The 16,388-nt window shown below is 39.0% G+C and carries 16 protein-coding genes; 7 read left to right on the top strand and 9 right to left on the bottom strand.

Features of this window, described 5'->3' with window-relative positions; all coding sequences use genetic code 11:
* Nucleotide 1: 1 nt before the first annotated feature.
* The 3 genes from crcB to tsaD are packed head-to-tail and all read right to left on the bottom strand — an operon-like array spanning nt 2 to nt 2,133.
* Nucleotides 2–367 carry a fluoride efflux transporter CrcB gene (gene crcB / locus H6607_02575; protein ID MCB9261248.1) on the bottom strand — a complete coding sequence of 122 codons (366 nt, stop codon included), beginning with the start codon at nt 365–367 and terminating at the stop codon, nt 2–4.
* A 1-nt stretch (nt 368) separates the two neighbouring features.
* Nucleotides 369–1,184: a hypothetical protein gene (locus tag H6607_02570; GenBank protein ID MCB9261247.1), complete on the bottom strand. Its 816-nt coding sequence runs from the start codon at nt 1,182–1,184 to the stop codon at nt 369–371.
* A gap of 1 nt (nt 1,185) precedes the next feature.
* Nucleotides 1,186–2,133: a tRNA (adenosine(37)-N6)-threonylcarbamoyltransferase complex transferase subunit TsaD gene (gene tsaD / locus H6607_02565; GenBank protein MCB9261246.1), complete on the bottom strand. Its 948-nt coding sequence runs from the start codon at nt 2,131–2,133 to the stop codon at nt 1,186–1,188.
* Between the two features lie 121 nt (nt 2,134–2,254).
* Between tsaD and H6607_02560 the strand changes: the two genes are divergently transcribed.
* Nucleotides 2,255–6,649 (top strand): hypothetical protein, encoded by a 4,395-nt coding sequence (locus tag H6607_02560; GenBank protein MCB9261245.1) that lies wholly within the window; start codon nt 2,255–2,257, stop codon nt 6,647–6,649.
* 8 nt (nt 6,650–6,657) lie between these two features.
* Here H6607_02560 and H6607_02555 read toward each other — a convergent pair whose 3' ends face one another.
* From H6607_02555 to H6607_02545, 3 genes are read right to left on the bottom strand one after another with little or no spacing between them, the layout of a single operon-like run.
* A complete protein-coding gene (locus H6607_02555; protein MCB9261244.1) occupies nt 6,658–7,161 on the bottom strand; it encodes a DUF2480 family protein in 504 nt (167 codons plus the stop codon).
* A 9-nt stretch (nt 7,162–7,170) separates the two neighbouring features.
* A complete protein-coding gene (pyk, locus tag H6607_02550; protein ID MCB9261243.1) occupies nt 7,171–8,601 on the bottom strand; it encodes a pyruvate kinase in 1,431 nt (476 codons plus the stop codon).
* A 9-nt stretch (nt 8,602–8,610) separates the two neighbouring features.
* Entirely contained in the window at nt 8,611–9,036 is a 426-nt protein-coding gene (locus tag H6607_02545) for an IPExxxVDY family protein (GenBank protein ID MCB9261242.1), read from the bottom strand.
* A 94-nt stretch (nt 9,037–9,130) separates the two neighbouring features.
* On the opposite strand from H6607_02545, the gene H6607_02540 reads away from it, so the two are divergent.
* The 4 genes from H6607_02540 to H6607_02525 all read left to right on the top strand — a co-directional run bounded on the left by H6607_02540 (nt 9,131) and on the right by H6607_02525 (nt 12,162).
* On the top strand, nt 9,131–9,367 hold the full coding sequence (locus H6607_02540) for an acyl carrier protein (protein ID MCB9261241.1): 237 nt from the start codon (nt 9,131–9,133) through the stop codon (nt 9,365–9,367).
* Nucleotides 9,368–9,378: 11 nt separating this feature from the next.
* The gene (fabF, locus tag H6607_02535; protein MCB9261240.1) at nt 9,379–10,632 is read left to right on the top strand and encodes a beta-ketoacyl-ACP synthase II; all 1,254 of its coding nucleotides are present in this window, start codon (nt 9,379–9,381) and stop codon (nt 10,630–10,632) included.
* A gap of 56 nt (nt 10,633–10,688) precedes the next feature.
* A complete protein-coding gene (gene rnc, locus H6607_02530) occupies nt 10,689–11,369 on the top strand; it encodes a ribonuclease III (GenBank protein MCB9261239.1) in 681 nt (226 codons plus the stop codon).
* A gap of 85 nt (nt 11,370–11,454) precedes the next feature.
* The gene (locus H6607_02525; GenBank protein MCB9261238.1) at nt 11,455–12,162 is read left to right on the top strand and encodes a hypothetical protein; all 708 of its coding nucleotides are present in this window, start codon (nt 11,455–11,457) and stop codon (nt 12,160–12,162) included.
* A 29-nt stretch (nt 12,163–12,191) separates the two neighbouring features.
* Here the strand turns inward: H6607_02525 and H6607_02520 are convergent, their stop codons facing one another.
* Nucleotides 12,192–12,545 (bottom strand): TerB family tellurite resistance protein, encoded by a 354-nt coding sequence (locus H6607_02520; protein MCB9261237.1) that lies wholly within the window; start codon nt 12,543–12,545, stop codon nt 12,192–12,194.
* Nucleotides 12,546–12,589: 44 nt separating this feature from the next.
* Between H6607_02520 and H6607_02515 the strand changes: the two genes are divergently transcribed.
* Entirely contained in the window at nt 12,590–13,207 is a 618-nt protein-coding gene (locus H6607_02515; GenBank protein MCB9261236.1) for an outer membrane beta-barrel protein, read from the top strand.
* A gap of 2 nt (nt 13,208–13,209) precedes the next feature.
* On the opposite strand, the gene H6607_02510 is transcribed toward H6607_02515, so the two are convergent.
* The gene (locus H6607_02510) at nt 13,210–14,079 is read right to left on the bottom strand and encodes a hypothetical protein (protein ID MCB9261235.1); all 870 of its coding nucleotides are present in this window, start codon (nt 14,077–14,079) and stop codon (nt 13,210–13,212) included.
* 80 nt (nt 14,080–14,159) lie between these two features.
* Between H6607_02510 and H6607_02505 the strand changes: the two genes are divergently transcribed.
* Nucleotides 14,160–15,593: an energy transducer TonB gene (locus H6607_02505; protein MCB9261234.1), complete on the top strand. Its 1,434-nt coding sequence runs from the start codon at nt 14,160–14,162 to the stop codon at nt 15,591–15,593.
* A 21-nt stretch (nt 15,594–15,614) separates the two neighbouring features.
* Here the strand turns inward: H6607_02505 and H6607_02500 are convergent, their stop codons facing one another.
* Nucleotides 15,615–16,388 (bottom strand): phosphosulfolactate synthase, encoded by a 774-nt coding sequence (locus H6607_02500; protein MCB9261233.1) that lies wholly within the window; start codon nt 16,386–16,388, stop codon nt 15,615–15,617.

The raw sequence follows: 16,388 nt of genomic DNA, 5'->3' as shown, positions 1-16,388 counted from the left end.
TCTATTTATAAAACATTTCAACTGCCCTTGTCCCCACAAAAACGAGCAAAAGCCCCCCAATATTACTTATCAGAAAATAGGATGCAAAACTGCTCCAATTTCCATTCGTTATCAATTTATAACCATCCAAGCCAAATGACGAAAAGGTAGTAAAACCTCCCAAAAAACCCACAATCAAGAGCAAATTTAGCATCTCATTTTCTGCCAATAGTTTCCACAAAACACCAATTAGCAAACATCCAATTAAATTGGCCAAAAGTGTAGCAGTGGGAAACCCGCTGGTGGTTTGATTTTTTACCAACTCCGAAACTCCGAACCTCGAAACGGCTCCCAAAGCTCCTCCCAATGCCACGTAAATGAAGTTCATTTTATTCGTAAAAAAGGTATTTATGCCAAACTTCACGCTCAAGCGAACCAAATCTATTGAAATAATGGGTCAATGCCAAAAGTCCATTTTCATCGTAAAAAAAGTGTGCGGCAAGTTCGCTTACCTCATCATTGGTCTCCCCCACTCTCCCATTTCTGTCATACACTATATTGGTTATTGCATCTCGGCCATCTTCCCTAAACAAATAGGTTTCTGTGCGGACTGGTCGATTCTGTTCATCGTATTTTTTGGTGTACATACTGATGATTTTTCCGGTGGCACCTTCATAGGTTTCCGATTTCTTCAAAAGATCGTTCTTGTAGCTGTTTATCGTTTTAAAATGACTTGAATCGCCGTCTATTATCTGCAATACATATACGGAATCCTCCCTACCTAATGGCCCAAAATACGTATATTGGGTTATGGATGTAGAATAAGGATTCCAAATCTGGTTTATCTCCAACACTGCTCGGCCAAGCTCGTCGTAAGCAAACCTCATTTCGCTGCTTTCTTCGTCATTTTCGTCATACCTTATTTTTATTATTTGATGAAAGGAATCATAGGTAATATGGGTGGTGTTGGTCATGTTCCAACCTTGACAACCGTAGTTGATATAATCCTTTTCAATTTTGCCAAACGAATCAATGTTTCTAACCTGAAAAAGGCACGTATCCTGCCGCTCGAAGCCCAAAAAATGTACGAAAGATTGCACCTCTTTTACCTTATTTAATCTGTATGTAGTGGTGTCTGCCACCTGTGATTGGGCGGTAAAAAAACCGAAACAAATGGCCAAAACCGTACTAATTTTTTTTGTCATATTAATCCTCAAATCGTGCAAAAGGCACCACTTCTAGTGTTGCAAATGTCTTTGTTTCTAATTTAAAATAAGCCTGTTGGGCAATCATACCGGCATTGTCGGTGCAATACTGCAAAGGCGGAATATGTATATTCCATCCTTTTTTTTCTGCCAATTGGCGTGCCGCATTTCTCAGCCCACTGTTGGCCGACACCCCTCCTGAGATGGCTATTTCCTGTATTCCTGTTTCTTTTACTGCCATTTTTAATTTTCTGAGTAAATAAGACACAATGGTGTGCTGAATTGATGCACACAGGTCGTTCAAATTTTGTTCCACAAACAACGGATTCTCTTCCTTCCTTTCATTTAAAAAATATAAAACAGCCGTTTTTAATCCTGAAAAACTAAAATCCAATGCTCCCACACGCGAATCGGGAAACTGGAAGGCCAATGGATTTCCGGTTTTTGCCAACCTGTCTATATGCGGCCCTGCGGGATAGGGCAAACCCATCATTTTGCCAGTTTTGTCAAAGGCCTCGCCCGCAGCATCATCACGGGTTTTGCCCAATATTTCAAACGAACTGGCCGATTCTACTTTAATAATTTGGGTGTGTCCGCCACTTACCAGCAGACACAAAAAAGGAAATTTTGCCCGTTCATTTTCGATAAAATGTGCCGTGGTATGGGCTTCTAAATGGTTTACGGCAATCAGCGGTATATGGAGTGCCAAAGCCATTGATTTGGCAAACGAAGCACCCACCATGAGCGAGCCTAAAAGCCCTGGCCCCTGGGTAAAAGCAATGGCTGAAAGTTCCTTTTTTTCTACTCCGGCATTTTTTAAAGCCGCATCAACAACCGGAACAATATGTTGCTGATGGGCTCTAGAGGCCAACTCAGGCACCACTCCTCCATACTGTTCATGCACCAACTGCCCAGCCACTATATTGGAACATATTTTGCCATTAATCATCACGGCTGCCGAGGTGTCGTCGCATGATGACTCTATTGCCAATATTATTTTGTCTTGTTTTTGAGGCACTTAGTTTTATTTTGTATCGTATATAGGCTATTGTTTTTCTAATTTCGAACGCTTGAAAAAAGTTTTTTCAAAAGTACTAAAATTTGGATTGCGGCTGTTTTTGGCCGTGGTGCTTTTGCTATTTATACTTTCTGCCCTTATCAGTGTTCCCTCTATTCAAACAAAGGTGGTGCAACGCCTTACCAAAACACTTTCAAAAAAATTGAACACCGAGGTATCTATTGGTTATGCCAACATAAGCTGGAACGGGAAATTCAAATTAGAGGATTTGTTGATTGATGACCAACATGGAGATTCGCTTATTTTTATTGAACATTTTGATTTTAGAATTTTATCTATAAAGCGATTTGCCAAAAAAGTGTCGTTGGGCGGAGTTAAAATGCAAAAGGTTTTGGTTGATTTTCACAGAAAAAACGGCGACTCAAGTCTTAATTATACTTTTTTGACCCAACTGGGCAAAGGTGGCGGCGGCGGGGGTGTTTGGATGATAGACTTAAAAAGTGTCGAAATTGAGCAGGGTGAGTTTCGATACTACATTGCTGGATATGAGCCTCCAACAGACCGCACGTTTGACGAAAATGATTTTGCCTTTAGGCAGATTAATGGCTCGTTTAAAGATTTTCAAATTATTGGTGATTCGCTCAATTTTAAAATTAAAAACCTTTCAACAGTAGAAAAAAATGGATTGCCGGTTTCCCGATTAGTTTCCAAAACCATTATTCACCGAAATGGTATGCAATTCAGCGAGTTGCTGCTCAGAACAAATCAGTCTTCTATCGAAGATTATTTAGCCTTTGACTACTCCGGATTTTCTGATTTTTCGCATTTTATTGATTCGGTTTATATCAGAACCAATCTTGTAAACACGATTGTATCTGCCAGCGACCTTGAGTATTTCTCGAAAAATTTAACACCCTACAAACACAATGTTTTGGCAGTTTCGGGCAATGCAAAAGGCTATGTATCTAATTTTAAATTTGAAGACTTTAACATAAAAGTGGGCAACCAAAGTGTTTTGGCCGGAGATGTGGACATAAAAGGTTTGCCCAACTGGAGGTCAAGTTTTGTAAAGCTCAAGCTATCATCGTTGGCATCCAATCCACAAGATATAGAGCGTGTTATGAGTTTAAAATTGGCCGATAACCTAAAAAAATTTGGCAATATTCAATTTTCGGGTCATCTCACTGGTTTTTATACAGATTTTGCAGCCGATGGCGATTTATACTCCGAGCTGGGACACCTTACCTCACGCATCAATTTTAAACTTTTGCAAGATAAAAATGCCCGATATTTGGGCAATCTGACCGCCGAAAACTTTGCCTTGGGAGATTTTTTGGGAAACAATCAACTTGGAAAAACATCGTTTAATATTGATTTGGTAGAAGGTAGCGGCCTCACATTGGCCAACATGAAAACCAAGTTGGATGGACAAATATCGAACATTCAATTAAACGGAATTGAAATAAAAAACATAACAGCAAATGGCCTTTATACCGATCAAAAATTTGACGGAATAGCCGAATTTAAAGACCCTAACGTAGATTTAACTTTTAAGGGTAAAATTGATTTCAAGCAACAAAAACCTGTTTTTGATTTTGAGTCGGAAATTAGAAATTTTGATTTGCAAAAACTAAAAATAGACACTGCCGACACCAGAATATCGGGCAACATAAACATATCCATGAAAGGCAAAACCATTAATGACATGGAAGGAACCGTGCAAATTGGCCAATTTAAAGCCTCCCGAAATAATAGAGTACTAAAGTTTGACAGCATTTTTATTTCTAACTTTTTTGAGGCCGACCAAAGGCAGTTGAAGTTAAAATCGGATATGCTCAATGCCAACATGAATGGGCAATTTGAACTATCCAACTTCAACCAGATTTATGCAGAATTTTTGGCCAATATGTTTCCAGACTTTTACGAAAAACCGAACGTAACCTCGCCAACCGTTATTGATGCGGACATTGAAGTTTTTCCAAACAGCCTTATTTCTTATTGGACCCCATACAACATATTGCTGGGCAAAGGAAAGTTTAAGGCGAGCTACAACTCTTCGGAGAAAACCCTAAAAACAACCGGATTTTTCGACTCAATGAGCTACAATCACTATACCTTTAAAAAGTATGACTTTACCCTCATTAAAGTACCCGACCAATGGCTTGGTCTTAACTCTTATGCAAAGGAAGTATCATCGAACGGAAAAACGTTGACTAACTATATTATGCTAAATGCCAACGTGTTGCCAACCTTTGCGGAGTTTGCATTGGATATTGCCGACACCACCGACTTAATAGCTTTTCGCTCGTATGGTTCGGTTGATTTTAAATCAGATACTCTTCGATTGGCTCTTGAAGAAAGTAAATTTTATTTAGACAATCGGGTGTGGGTATTGCCCGTAAACAACAAGGGCTATTACTATAACGACAAATTATATATCTCCAATTTTGAAGCTCAAAATGGCAATCAAGCCATTAAAATTTCTGGAATTGCATCAAACGACAAAAACGACAAATTGACGATTTATACCCAAAATCTGCATTTGGACGAGTTTAATCCGTTGTTCAAATCAAGCGGTTATACTATAGGCGGCGTTTCTAATGATTCTGTTGGCATTCTTCGGGCACTTGGCAATCCCATTATTCAGGGTAATCTAAAAATAACCAACCTTGCCGTAAATAATGATACTATTGGTGATTTTAAAATCACCACCTCATCCAATCAAGACCCCCTGCTAATGAACATAAATGCAGAAATAGCAAACGGACTTTTAAAGGATGTAACGCTAAAAGGAACTCTTGATTTGAGAAACGAGATTGATGTACTTAACTTTCAATTGTGGGCTAAAGAGTCGAGCATAAAGCCTGCTGAGCCGTGGTTTAAAGGTGTGGCTTCCGATTTTAGAGGAACTGTTTCTACCAGCGAAATGAGGATAACCGGAAACCTAAAAGAGCCAAAATTTTGGGGAACGGTTACCGCCCGCGGGGTTGGTATAAAGGTGGACTATCTGAACACCAACTATCATGTCAATGATTTTTTTGAGATTTCAAACGACAAAATATCGTTTAAAAATGTAGATGTGGTGGACGATTTTGGCAACAAAGCCTTTTTGAATGGCACTATTTATCATAACTTATTCGACAAATTTTCGTTTGATTTAACGGTTGATAGAGCCAACAACCTTCAGGTATTAAACACCGACAAAACCAGCGGTGAGGTGTTTTATGGCAAGGCTTTTGCCACGGGAAGTGCCACTTTTAAGGGGCCACTTGAAAATATGGTGATTGATATAAAAGGCAAGTCAAACAATGGAACAAAACTGGTTATTCCGATATACTACACCTCCGAAAACCAGATGGTGGATTACATCAAATTCAAGAAACCGCCAACTAATGATTCTACGGAAACTATTGTAACTAAAGCCCCTAACGACCAAATTTTAAAAATGAATTTTAATTTGGATGTTACCGATGATGCCGAGTTTGTGCTATTATTTGATGAGGTGTTGGATGATAAAATTACGGGTCGAGGCAATGGCAACATAAACATGACCTACAACAGTGCCACTGAAGATTTTTATATGTTTGGCACCTACGTAATTAGCAGTGGTTCTTACCCATTCTCTTCGCCCACATTGGCCAGCGAAAAATTTGATTTGAGAGAAGGAGGGCAGATTGTATGGAATGGCGACCCCTATAATGCCAAAATAAATTTACAAGCCGCAGTGGCTCGCAATACTGCAAAACCTATAGACCTCATGCTTGGCCTTGTAGAAGACGAAGAACGATACAACAACACCATCAAAATGAACGTAATTCTCAACCTTAAAGGTGAATTGTTTAACCCCGATATTACGTTTGGTTGGGAATTTCCGGACGCATCGCAGTTTGGTGGCTTGGGCGAGTTTAACAGTATGGTAAAAAAGGTAGAAGCCGACCCCGATGAAATGAACCGTCAGGTTTTTTCTTTGCTCACCTTTGGTTCGTTTATACCTGCATCCAATTTTGGGATTGATGTCGGGAACTCAAACGGATACCGAGACATTGTGAATAGTAGTATCGGCAATTTTTTATCGAACCAACTAAATAATTGGATTTCGGAATACGCCAAAAATTTGGAACTTGATGTAAACTACATTACCCCATCCAGCGGCATTTCTGACCAACAAAAGGCCGAATTGATTCTCTCCATACGGCAAAAGATTTTGAACGAACGACTGGAATTTAGCGGAACTTATAACAACAACCCAAATGCTGCCACAAACTCCTACAACTTTGATTTGGTTTTTAAAGTAAAAAAAGATGGTACATTAAAACTGAAGACCTTCTACAAACGTGCCAACGACCCCAATTTGGGTCAAATCTCCAATGTAACCACCTCCGGTTTGGGTTTGTATTTTAGAAAACAATTTGATGCTATTCGACTCCGAAAAACAAAGGTGGAGTAAAATAATTCTTAACTTCTTTTAAAGATGGGCACTGTGCTGCAAGGCTCACCATACATAATGCTTTTGGCCACGGTAGATAGCCTTTCTGTAATGGCCACATAAGCCCCCACCGGTACTTCAAATTTGCTGCAACCCTTTATTACCACACGTTGGTCTTTGTATTCATTTATATCTATTTGATTTATTTTTTGGTTCATACTATTTTGCTGAAGCTGCATTTTATTGCCAAAAAAAACAGATTTGGCAATTGGCGAAAGTCGGTTGGCTACCAACATATAGGCCCAGGTGGGCACAATGGCATCGGCACTGCAAAATAGTGCAACATGCTTATCTCTATATTGCTCCCAATCGTTATTTTTCACGAAATCTCTAAAATCCTTTTCACGCAAGATTAAGCCTTGAAACAAATGATTTTTCATATCAAAGTCGGCTATTTCCGTTTGGTCATAATAATCTTCCAAATTGATTGTCAGCAAACCGCTGTTGGCTACTCTGTTTACTATTTCATCCATTTGTTTCTTTTATTCAACTAAACTAATTTTTAACGAATTTGTTCGTGCTTTGCTCAAAATAGGCATACTGGCCGTGTGCACCACCAAATCGCCCTGTTTAATCAAGTCCCTACTTTTCAGCATTTCCAACACATCGCTTATGGTTTTGTCTGTGCTTTCCAGTTTGTCGTAATAAAACACACGTACATTCCACACCAAATTGAGCAATCTAAATATGGTTTTGTTGCTCGTAAAAATAAAAATATTGCAATTGGGTCGGTAGCTGGCTATTTTAAATGCCGTATATCCAGACTGGGTTAAAGAAATAATGGCTTTGGCCGAAATTTGTTCGCTTATTTGTGTGGCGGCATAGCAAATTTCGTCGCTCAAAAAAGTATCGGATGATTTTGATGGCCGCTTGCCGCGGTTGTAAATGTTCCAGCCCTCTTCGGTTGATTTTAATATTTGTTGCATGGCCTTAATGGCTCTAACCGGATATTTTCCAACCGATGTTTCGGCACTTAGCATAACGGCATCTGCCCCATCCATCACGGCATTGGCCACATCACTTGCCTCTGCCCTTGTGGGCCTTGGATGATTAATCATGCTCTCCATCATTTGGGTGGCAATTATCACCGGTTTGCCTTCGCAAAGACATTTTTCTACAATGTTTTTTTGAATAACCGGCACCTGATCCATGGGCATTTCAACCCCCAAGTCGCCTCTGGCCACCATAATGGCATCGGCTCGTTTTACAATATTTTTAATTTTTTTTACTGCCTGAGGTTTTTCTATTTTGGCTATTACTCGGGCATTGCCCCCCAATTTTGCTATTTTGTCTTTTAAATCTTTTACATCCGAGCTGCTTCTAACAAATGAAAGACCTATCCAATCAAAATGATTTTTGATTGCAAATTCCAAATCCACCAAATCTTTTTTGGTTAAACTAGGCAGACTCACTTTAGTACTTGGCAGGTTAAAGCCTTTTTTTGACGACAATTCTCCACCATAAATTACGGTGGCTTTAAAATTCTTTTCGTCTATTTTTTCTGTAACACTCAAATAAATATTTCCATCGTCAATCAAAATTTCTTCCCCCAACTCAATATCGGTGGGCAACTGAGTGTAGTTTACATAAATCTTTTTGGCATTGCCTATGCACTCCTCAGTAGTTATCAATACCTCACTTCCATCCTCCAAAAATGTGCCTTCTTCTACCTCTCCCACCCGGAGTTTTGGTCCTTGCAAATCACCCAACAATGAGATGCTTCTACCCAATTCTTTGTTTAGAAGTTTAATATTTTTTGCAACTTGCAAGTGTTGCTCGTGCGTGCCGTGCGAGAAATTGATTCGACAAACATCCATACCTGCCAAAATCATTTCTTTCAAAGTTTCTATGTTTGATGTGGCAGGGCCAATGGTTGCCACAATTTTGGTTTTGTTAAATCTCTCATCTTCCATAAAGGATTCCTATATTTTTAATAAATTTCTTGTTTCGGGCTTTAAATTGTTTTGCTCAATCGGGAAACAAAAGTCCACAAACTTAACTGAGCTAATGTTTTTTTGATTTATGCCGAAGGTTAAATTATGATTCGTTTCGATTAAAAAAAAATCGGCATTTCTTAATTCTGGAGCCAGCACATTTTCGAGTCCTTTGTTCTGAACCAACTGATAATCTGTTTCCAAACTTTCATCTCTAAAGAAAAAAAGAGGCCAAAAATCTTCGATTCCGTTCCTACTCCCTTCAATATCCTCATCTCTTTGCAGGCTCAAGCTAAGCTGTTTGTTGATGTTCCAAACCAGCTCAACCAAAGGTTTTGAACAGACAATACCGAATGTATTGCTGAAATAATCCTCTTCTTCTCTTAAAACATAACGTTTTAGCTTCGCCGACATTTGGGCAACAAAAATACCTTGAAATATTTTACTTGTGTTTTTTATTGAAAAAAATGTTCTTTGCAACCTTTAAAAGACTAAAAAAGTTAAAACAATGTCAGAAATTGCATCAAAAGTAACAGACATCATCGTTGACAAACTTGGTGTTGAGAAATCAGAAGTTACATTAGAAGCCAGCTTCACAAACGATTTAGGAGCGGATTCGTTGGACACAGTTGAGTTGATTATGGAATTCGAAAAAGAATTCAACATTGCTATTCCCGATGAGCAAGCCGAAAAAATCCAAACTGTTGGAGAGGCTGTTTCATACATCGAGGCACATACGAAATAATTGGTTGTTGCATGCAATTCAAAAGAGTTGTTGTAACGGGCATCGGAGCACTAACACCTATAGGTAATTCCAAAGATGAATATTGGAAAAACCTTGAATTAGGTGTTAGTGGTGCCGATTTTATTACTCGGTTTGATGCCGAAAAATTTAAAACCAAATTTGCTTGCGAGGTCAAAAACTTTAATGTGGAAGACCACATTGACAGGCGTGAGCATAGGCGTATGGATCCGTACACCCATTATGCAATGGTGGTGGCCAGCGAGGCTATGGCCGATAGCGGTTTGGCAGAAACGGCCTACAACCCTGATAGATGCGGGGTAATTTGGGGTTCGGGCATTGGTGGGCTTCATACCCTTCTATCCGAAACTCGCGAATATTTGGCCGGAGATGGCACTCCTCGCATCAGTCCGTTCTTCATTCCTATGATGATTTCGGATATTGCCAGCGGTTACATTTCTATGAAGTACAACTTTAGAGGCCCTAATTTTACGGCTGTCAGTGCTTGTGCTTCATCAAACAATGCCATAACCGATGCTTTTACCTATCTTAGAACAGGCAAAGCGGATGTTATTCTAACAGGTGGTTCGGAAGCTTGTGTAAATGAATTGGCAATGGGCGGATTCAACTCTATGAAAGCACTGAGCGAGCGAAATGATGACCCCAAAACAGCAAGTCGTCCGTTTGATAAAGATCGTGATGGATTTGTTTTGGGAGAAGGTGCTGCATGCCTAATTCTTGAAACATTGGATCACGCCCTTGCAAGAGGTGCAAAAATTTATTGCGAAATAGTGGGAGGCGGCCTCACGGCAGATGCCCACCATATTACTGCCCCACACCCAGAAGGTTTGGGAGCCAGCAATGCAATGATTAATGCCCTTAACGATGCAGGAATGAATGCCTCTGAAATTGACTACATCAATGTTCATGGCACTTCTACCCCATTGGGAGACATTGCTGAAACCAGGGCCATTCAATCGGTATTTGGCGAACATGCCTATAACCTGAATATCAGTTCTACAAAATCCATGACCGGACATTTGTTAGGTGCGGCGGGAGCCATTGAGGCTTTGGCCTGCATATTGGCCATTCATAAAGGCATTATTGCTCCAACCATTAATCATTTTACGGATGATGACCAATTGGATGCCAAGTTAAACTTTACGTTTAACAAAGCTCAAAAACGAGAAGTGAATGCAGCCTTGAGTAATACTTTTGGATTTGGCGGACACAATGTTTCTTTGATTATGAAAAAGTATAACGCATAACTACGCGTTGCTTTATGCTTTTTTTCAACAAAAAAAATCTTCTTTATAAAAAACGAATGCGAAAGCTATTAGGCTTTCGACCGAGAAATATTGACTTGTACAAAAAGGCATTTCGACACCTTTCGGCCTCCGAAAAAATTCTTTATACCGACCAAAAAGACAGCAACGAACGCCTTGAATATCTTGGCGATGCCGTTTTGGATTTGATTGTAGCCGAGTTGGTTTTTCGCAAATTTCCGTTTAAAGGCGAAGGTTTTCTTACCGAGATACGAAGCAAAATAGTGAGCCGAAAACAGCTTAGCTACATCGCTCAAAAACTTGGCTTGCATGATTTTTTAGAAACAGAACAAATCATTGCCAAAAACCCACACGTAATGAATTCGTTGGCCGGAAACGCTTTAGAAGCTCTGGTTGGGGCAATCTATATAGACCGCGGATATAAAGCCTCAAAAAGATTTGTGTATCGAAAAGTTTTAAAGCCGTACATTGATTTGGATGAAATTCAAAATCAAGACATCAACTACAAAAGCATGATAAACCAATGGGCTCAAAAAAATAAAAAGAATATTGAGTTTAGAGTTATTGAAACCAAAGAAGAAGGTAATAACCGAAAATTCAAAATTGCCCTTGAGGTGGATGGTATAGAACTATGCCAAGCCCAAAACTACTCCAAGAAATTGGCCGAAAAAATGGCCTGTGCAAAGGCTGCAGAAATTTTAAAGCTGGAAGAAAACTAATTTTTTTCGTTTATCAACGCCTTCCGAAATTTAACTCCCAAAAGTAAATTCAGTACTTATTTGCGGTTATTTACGTTACGCATTTATGCTCAAATACGGTCAACTATTCTTGTTTATTATTCTTTGCAGTTGTAATAATGGATTTGAATACAAAAATGAACATCAAATTTTGACAAAATATTTTCAAGCTTTGGATTCATTGCCCAATAACGACACATTGAATCTTAACTTCAAACTTCTCAAAGCATATTATTTGTCTGACACTCTTCTACTAAAAAAGGAATGTCAAAACCATTTAGCTATTTTACGACGTCGAAAAGAAATCATAAAAAGAAATAATTTTGAATTCACTCATATAAATAGGTATGATTATGATGTATTCTTTGAATTCAATTATAATGCAGCATTTTGCGATAAAGCGGCAAGTATATTTATAGGTAGTTTGAATGAGGATAGCCTTACATTTGGCGTTCGCTTAACGGGAGTTGACCATTACCCAAGTATGAAAACTACCATTATTAAAGATACTATCATTCCTATTGACTTCAAAAAATGGGAAGAATTTATGAATGCGATGGGATATGTCGATTTTTGGGGTCTTAATGAAGATAATGGAATTAATGGTTTTGATGGCTCAAGTTTGACCGTAACAGGATACGCAAAACCCTCCAATTACAACAAAGGAAATTACAAAGTCATTTATCGTTGGGCAGCCGAGAGAACCGCTATGGGAGATGTGTTTAGAAAATTGCTTGATTTTGCCAATTTAAATATTGAATGTTTTCACTTTTGAAACAACATTTTACGATGCTTGCTTCCCAATTATATCTCCCAAGCCTCGAACAGCGTAACCACCAAAAGATTTTCTTCCATGGCTATTTGTCGGTCGGCTTCAACAATTTCAAGTGCAAACTCTACCACCTCGTCCCGCTCCTCGGGTGTACTTTTTTTGTAAAATGCTTCGGCCAATTCATTTAGCTTTTTTTCATACTCATCTCGCCGCAAATAGCTTAAATTTTCGAGCGTTTGCTCTAAATCGCTGCCCGCCGGAAATTTATTTTTGATAAAATCAACAATCACATTTCCCTCCCGCGGATCAAAACTTCCATCGGCATCGGCCAAAATAAGCAACATCAAATAAGCAATTTCGTCTTTGTTATAATTAGCAATATGCATTGTCGTATTTTTTGAATTGCAAGTTTATTTATTTTTGAATCATTATGAAAAATTTAACGGCTCTGCTTGCCCTGCTTTCTTTCACTTGTTATGCACAATTGGCCAATGCCCAGTTTTTTAAGGCTTCTGTAAATGGTGGTTTTACCTTTAGTCAGGTTGATGGCGACTATTTGGCCGGATATGACAAAGCCGGCATTTTTGGTGGCATATCCATTTTTCATGAACTAAATGACGACAAACGCTTTGGCTTTGACATACAATATGCTCAAAAGGGAAGCAAAAAACGGATTGACCCAAAGGCTTTTATCCCTGCAATTTTTATAATAAAATCGAGCTATGTTGAATTTCCGATGTGGGTAGATTACAAAATACAGTATCTTCAAAAACTTCGCATAAACACTGGCCTTAGCATTGGGGTTTTAACAAAAAGCACATTCGACGATGGATTTCGAGTGGCTGGCACAGGGTATAAAAAATTGGAAGTTGCCTATTTATTAGGTGCTTCATACGAGTTGACCGACAACCTTAATTTTAACATCCGACATTCATTTAGCCTTACCAGCATGGGCGATTTGTATGCCAACGGCATCAAATTTTTGAACCGAGCCGGCATATACAATAGGTTGTTTTACATCGGATTGAGCTACCGATTAAAAAGTTAGGGTTACCAATTTATCTCCTTTTTGGGTTCTGCTTTTTTTTGTGGGGTAACTGTTTTTTTAGGTGGATTTTTGGGTGTGGTTCCCGAATCAGTCTTGGTAGGGCTTGTGGTGGTTGACGGTGACTGATAGGTGTTTGTGGGACTACTGGGACTGCTGCCTGATGAATAAGAAGAGCGTTGCAGTTTGTACAATTTCCAATTGAAGGCTACCGACCACATAAACAAATCGGTGTGCGGCCAAGTTTCGCTCTCATATTCAATGGAGGTATTGGTTTCTTTAATTGTTTTCAAATTAAAATAGGTTGCTTCCCCGCCTCGAGTGTAATCTGCCCTGATTTCGAAACCAAATGATTTTTTTAGCCCAATACGAGTTCCAAAACCGATGCCATATCGAAACAGTCGTTGCGAAAAAACATCTTCCATATTGTCTGAGTAGGCGGGGTCGTAGCTCTTTAAGCCCGTTAATATTTCGGAGTAAAACTTGCGATGACCTATCAATCCATCAGTAAAAAAAGTAATTTTCTCGGTGGCTTTATACCCAAACCGTGTAATTAAATTATGTCCGGTGGTGCTGTTTCCAAACCTCATTCTTCCCTCTCCATTTGGTGGGTCGTCCAACACAATGTCAAATTGTTTTTTCCCGGCATCAAAATAATCGAAATAGGCTCCCACACTCAATTCGTATTTGCTTTTTCGAGGAAGAAAAGAAGAAGTGGTCAGGTTGAAAAACATTCCGCCACCCTGCTGATAGATGCTGCCATTAAATCGGCACACCGGAGCCTGATGCGTATATCCAAACCCTAATTGCCATTGGGCAAATGAGTAATGAAACCCCATCAACAATAAAAAATAGAGGACGAAAAACTTTTTCATAACTGCACTCTGCATTAGTTGTCCCAAAATTAGTCTTTTAAGTATTAACCAAAAATATCTAACGTTGCAAAAACCTTTTAATGAAAAACATTCTTACAATGGCCTTACTTTTTGCATTCGCTTCTGCTTGGGGGCAAGAAGTAATAGTGATAAAGCCAAAGCAAAAAGATAAAACCTATCTTGAATATCAGGTTTTAAAATCAGACAAAACGGTAAAGCACGGGTATTATTTGCATCGATACAACAGTAATTGGAACAAAGACACCATTGAGTTTGGATATTTTGAGAACGGGATAAAACATGGCAAATGGCTTAAAAAGGAAAGTTATAAAAAACGTATATTGCAATACTACTCCAGTGGCACGTTAGACAGTTCAAAATCATTTTCATACCGATACAAAAATGAAATTGAATCGGCCAAGTTGGAATACTTTTCAAACGGAGAGATTGACAGCTCGGTTAATTGCGAAATGATTGGCTCTACAGAAAAATCAATTTACACGTACTATACCTCCGGCTCGACACCCACCAGAAAAACGAAAACCACCTATCCAAACGGGCTGTTGGTAAAAGGTAAAAACAACCGTGAAGATTATTTTATGGATAAACGCTTTGTAGGATACACCATTGACGGCAAAAAAGAAGGAACATGGGTTTACGGAGATACGACAAAAGCATATAAAAAAGTACACTTCAGAAATGACACAATGTATCTCTCAACATCACACTATGCCAATGGTGATAGAAGAATTAATCAGCGTTTGGCCACAAAGCACTTTCGAGAATTTTACTTGAATAAATCAGGAGACACTTTGCTTTTTGTAGAAACGATGAACGATTCCATTGTTGGCTCGGCATGGGCAAAACACATCAATCTGCCAAATCAATTATCTGTTTCTGCCCATTTCAAAAATGGTCGCCTAATGAGTTATTATAAATATGATAGTGCCGGGAACGCAGATAGTATCAGCCATGTTGAGCAAGGAAGCGGCCAGGTTCAAGGTCATTACCCAACGAAAAAAGAAAAACTTAGACTTTGGAATTTAATAACTTTTGAAAATGGCTACGCAACAAATTGCGTTTATTATGATAGCTTATTGAATGTTGACAGCTCCATCAATATTCAAAAAGGCATTTTAGAGAGATATTCTATTACTTCAACGGAAGATACAATTCCTATTGCTGAATGGCTTTTTTATGACAATCAAAAAATGGAAAGAGCTGAGTTTATAGGAGGGGATTATGCTCGACAAAAGTTTATTCAACAAAATATTGTAATCTCGGACATTGCTTTATCAGAGGCAAACAGCGGTGTAATCTATATTGATTTTATTATTGATGAATTGGGGCAGGTAACAAATGCAGAAATAGTCAAAGATCCTGTAAAATTTGGAGTTGGTGAGTCAGGACTCTCCGTGGTAAAAAATATGTCAGGCTATTGGACTCCGGCCACCTCGGGAGAAGTTCCCATCAAAATGCGTTTTACGATTCCAATTCGTATAAATTTAGACTAATTGCTTTTCCGATATTCTCAATTAACTCTTCAAGAAAAAGCTAAACGTGTCGCCTCTTAAACCGATACGCAAGGTTTCGAGCGGAATCACTTCGTTGGGTGCAATATTACCTAAACTGATGTTGCTGCCATAAAGTTCTATAAACCATACTTGTTGCACCTTGTTTGGTGCTTCCCACAATATTTTTTCTTGCGGAATTTGAGTTAAAATTTCTTCTACCAAACCTGAGCGAACCTCTCCTGATTTTCTAAAAATACCTACCGTTCCGCTTTCGCGAGCTTCGGCAATTACCTTCCATGCTCCGGCTTCCAACTCGGCTTTCATCATGGCAATCCATTTGTAGGGTGGTATAATTTTATCGGCATCTTTTGAGCCCACTTCTGACAAAACTGTAAAGTTTTTCGCCAATTTTTCGATGTAGCCACATTTTTCTTCCTCCGATATTTCGATGCTTCCATCGCTCACCTCGGCATGGGTCAGGCCAAATTTGTCCAACAATTTCATGTAGTCGTCCACCAAACCCCGAATAACAAAGGCTTCAAATAGCGTTCCGCCAAAATACACAGGAATGTTCGCCTCTTTGTATAGCTTTATTTTTTGGTCGAGATTCGGAGTAACCATCGAAGTTCCGAAGCCAAGTTTTACCAAGTCAACATAATTGCTCGACACACTCAAAAAATCTTCCACCTCCCGAAGACTCATGCCTTTATCCATAACCATGGTCATTCCGCTTTCGCGTGGTTTTTCGGTTCGTTTTGGCAGGTGTGGCAGGTTGTAATTATACATATTGCTCAT

The sequence above is a fragment of the Flavobacteriales bacterium genome (genome assembly GCA_020635395.1).
GTDB lineage: Bacteria > Bacteroidota > Bacteroidia > NS11-12g > UBA9320 > UBA987.
Note: the sequence above shows the minus strand (reverse complement) of the source record. Positions and strands in the feature narration are given on the sequence as shown.

Excerpts from the sequence above, each read along its gene's own strand:
- H6607_02555 (MCB9261244.1), bottom strand. The coding sequence starts at position 7,161 with ATGGATGAAATAGTAAACAGAGTAGCCAACAGCGGTTTGCTGACAATC.
- fabF (MCB9261240.1), top strand. The coding sequence starts at position 9,379 with ATGCAATTCAAAAGAGTTGTTGTAACGGGCATCGGAGCACTAACACCT.
- H6607_02520 (MCB9261237.1), bottom strand. The coding sequence starts at position 12,545 with ATGCATATTGCTAATTATAACAAAGACGAAATTGCTTATTTGATGTTG.
- rnc (MCB9261239.1), top strand. The coding sequence starts at position 10,689 with ATGCGAAAGCTATTAGGCTTTCGACCGAGAAATATTGACTTGTACAAA.
- tsaD (MCB9261246.1), bottom strand. The coding sequence starts at position 2,133 with ATGATTAATGGCAAAATATGTTCCAATATAGTGGCTGGGCAGTTGGTG.
- H6607_02525 (MCB9261238.1), top strand. The coding sequence starts at position 11,455 with ATGCTCAAATACGGTCAACTATTCTTGTTTATTATTCTTTGCAGTTGT.
- H6607_02500 (MCB9261233.1), bottom strand. The coding sequence starts at position 16,388 with ATGAGCAATATGTATAATTACAACCTGCCACACCTGCCAAAACGAACC.
- H6607_02570 (MCB9261247.1), bottom strand. The coding sequence starts at position 1,184 with ATGACAAAAAAAATTAGTACGGTTTTGGCCATTTGTTTCGGTTTTTTT.
- crcB (MCB9261248.1), bottom strand. The coding sequence starts at position 367 with ATGAACTTCATTTACGTGGCATTGGGAGGAGCTTTGGGAGCCGTTTCG.
- H6607_02510 (MCB9261235.1), bottom strand. The coding sequence starts at position 14,079 with ATGAAAAAGTTTTTCGTCCTCTATTTTTTATTGTTGATGGGGTTTCAT.
- H6607_02505 (MCB9261234.1), top strand. The coding sequence starts at position 14,160 with ATGAAAAACATTCTTACAATGGCCTTACTTTTTGCATTCGCTTCTGCT.
- H6607_02540 (MCB9261241.1), top strand. The coding sequence starts at position 9,131 with ATGTCAGAAATTGCATCAAAAGTAACAGACATCATCGTTGACAAACTT.
- H6607_02545 (MCB9261242.1), bottom strand. The coding sequence starts at position 9,036 with ATGTCGGCGAAGCTAAAACGTTATGTTTTAAGAGAAGAAGAGGATTAT.
- H6607_02515 (MCB9261236.1), top strand. The coding sequence starts at position 12,590 with ATGAAAAATTTAACGGCTCTGCTTGCCCTGCTTTCTTTCACTTGTTAT.
- pyk (MCB9261243.1), bottom strand. The coding sequence starts at position 8,601 with ATGGAAGATGAGAGATTTAACAAAACCAAAATTGTGGCAACCATTGGC.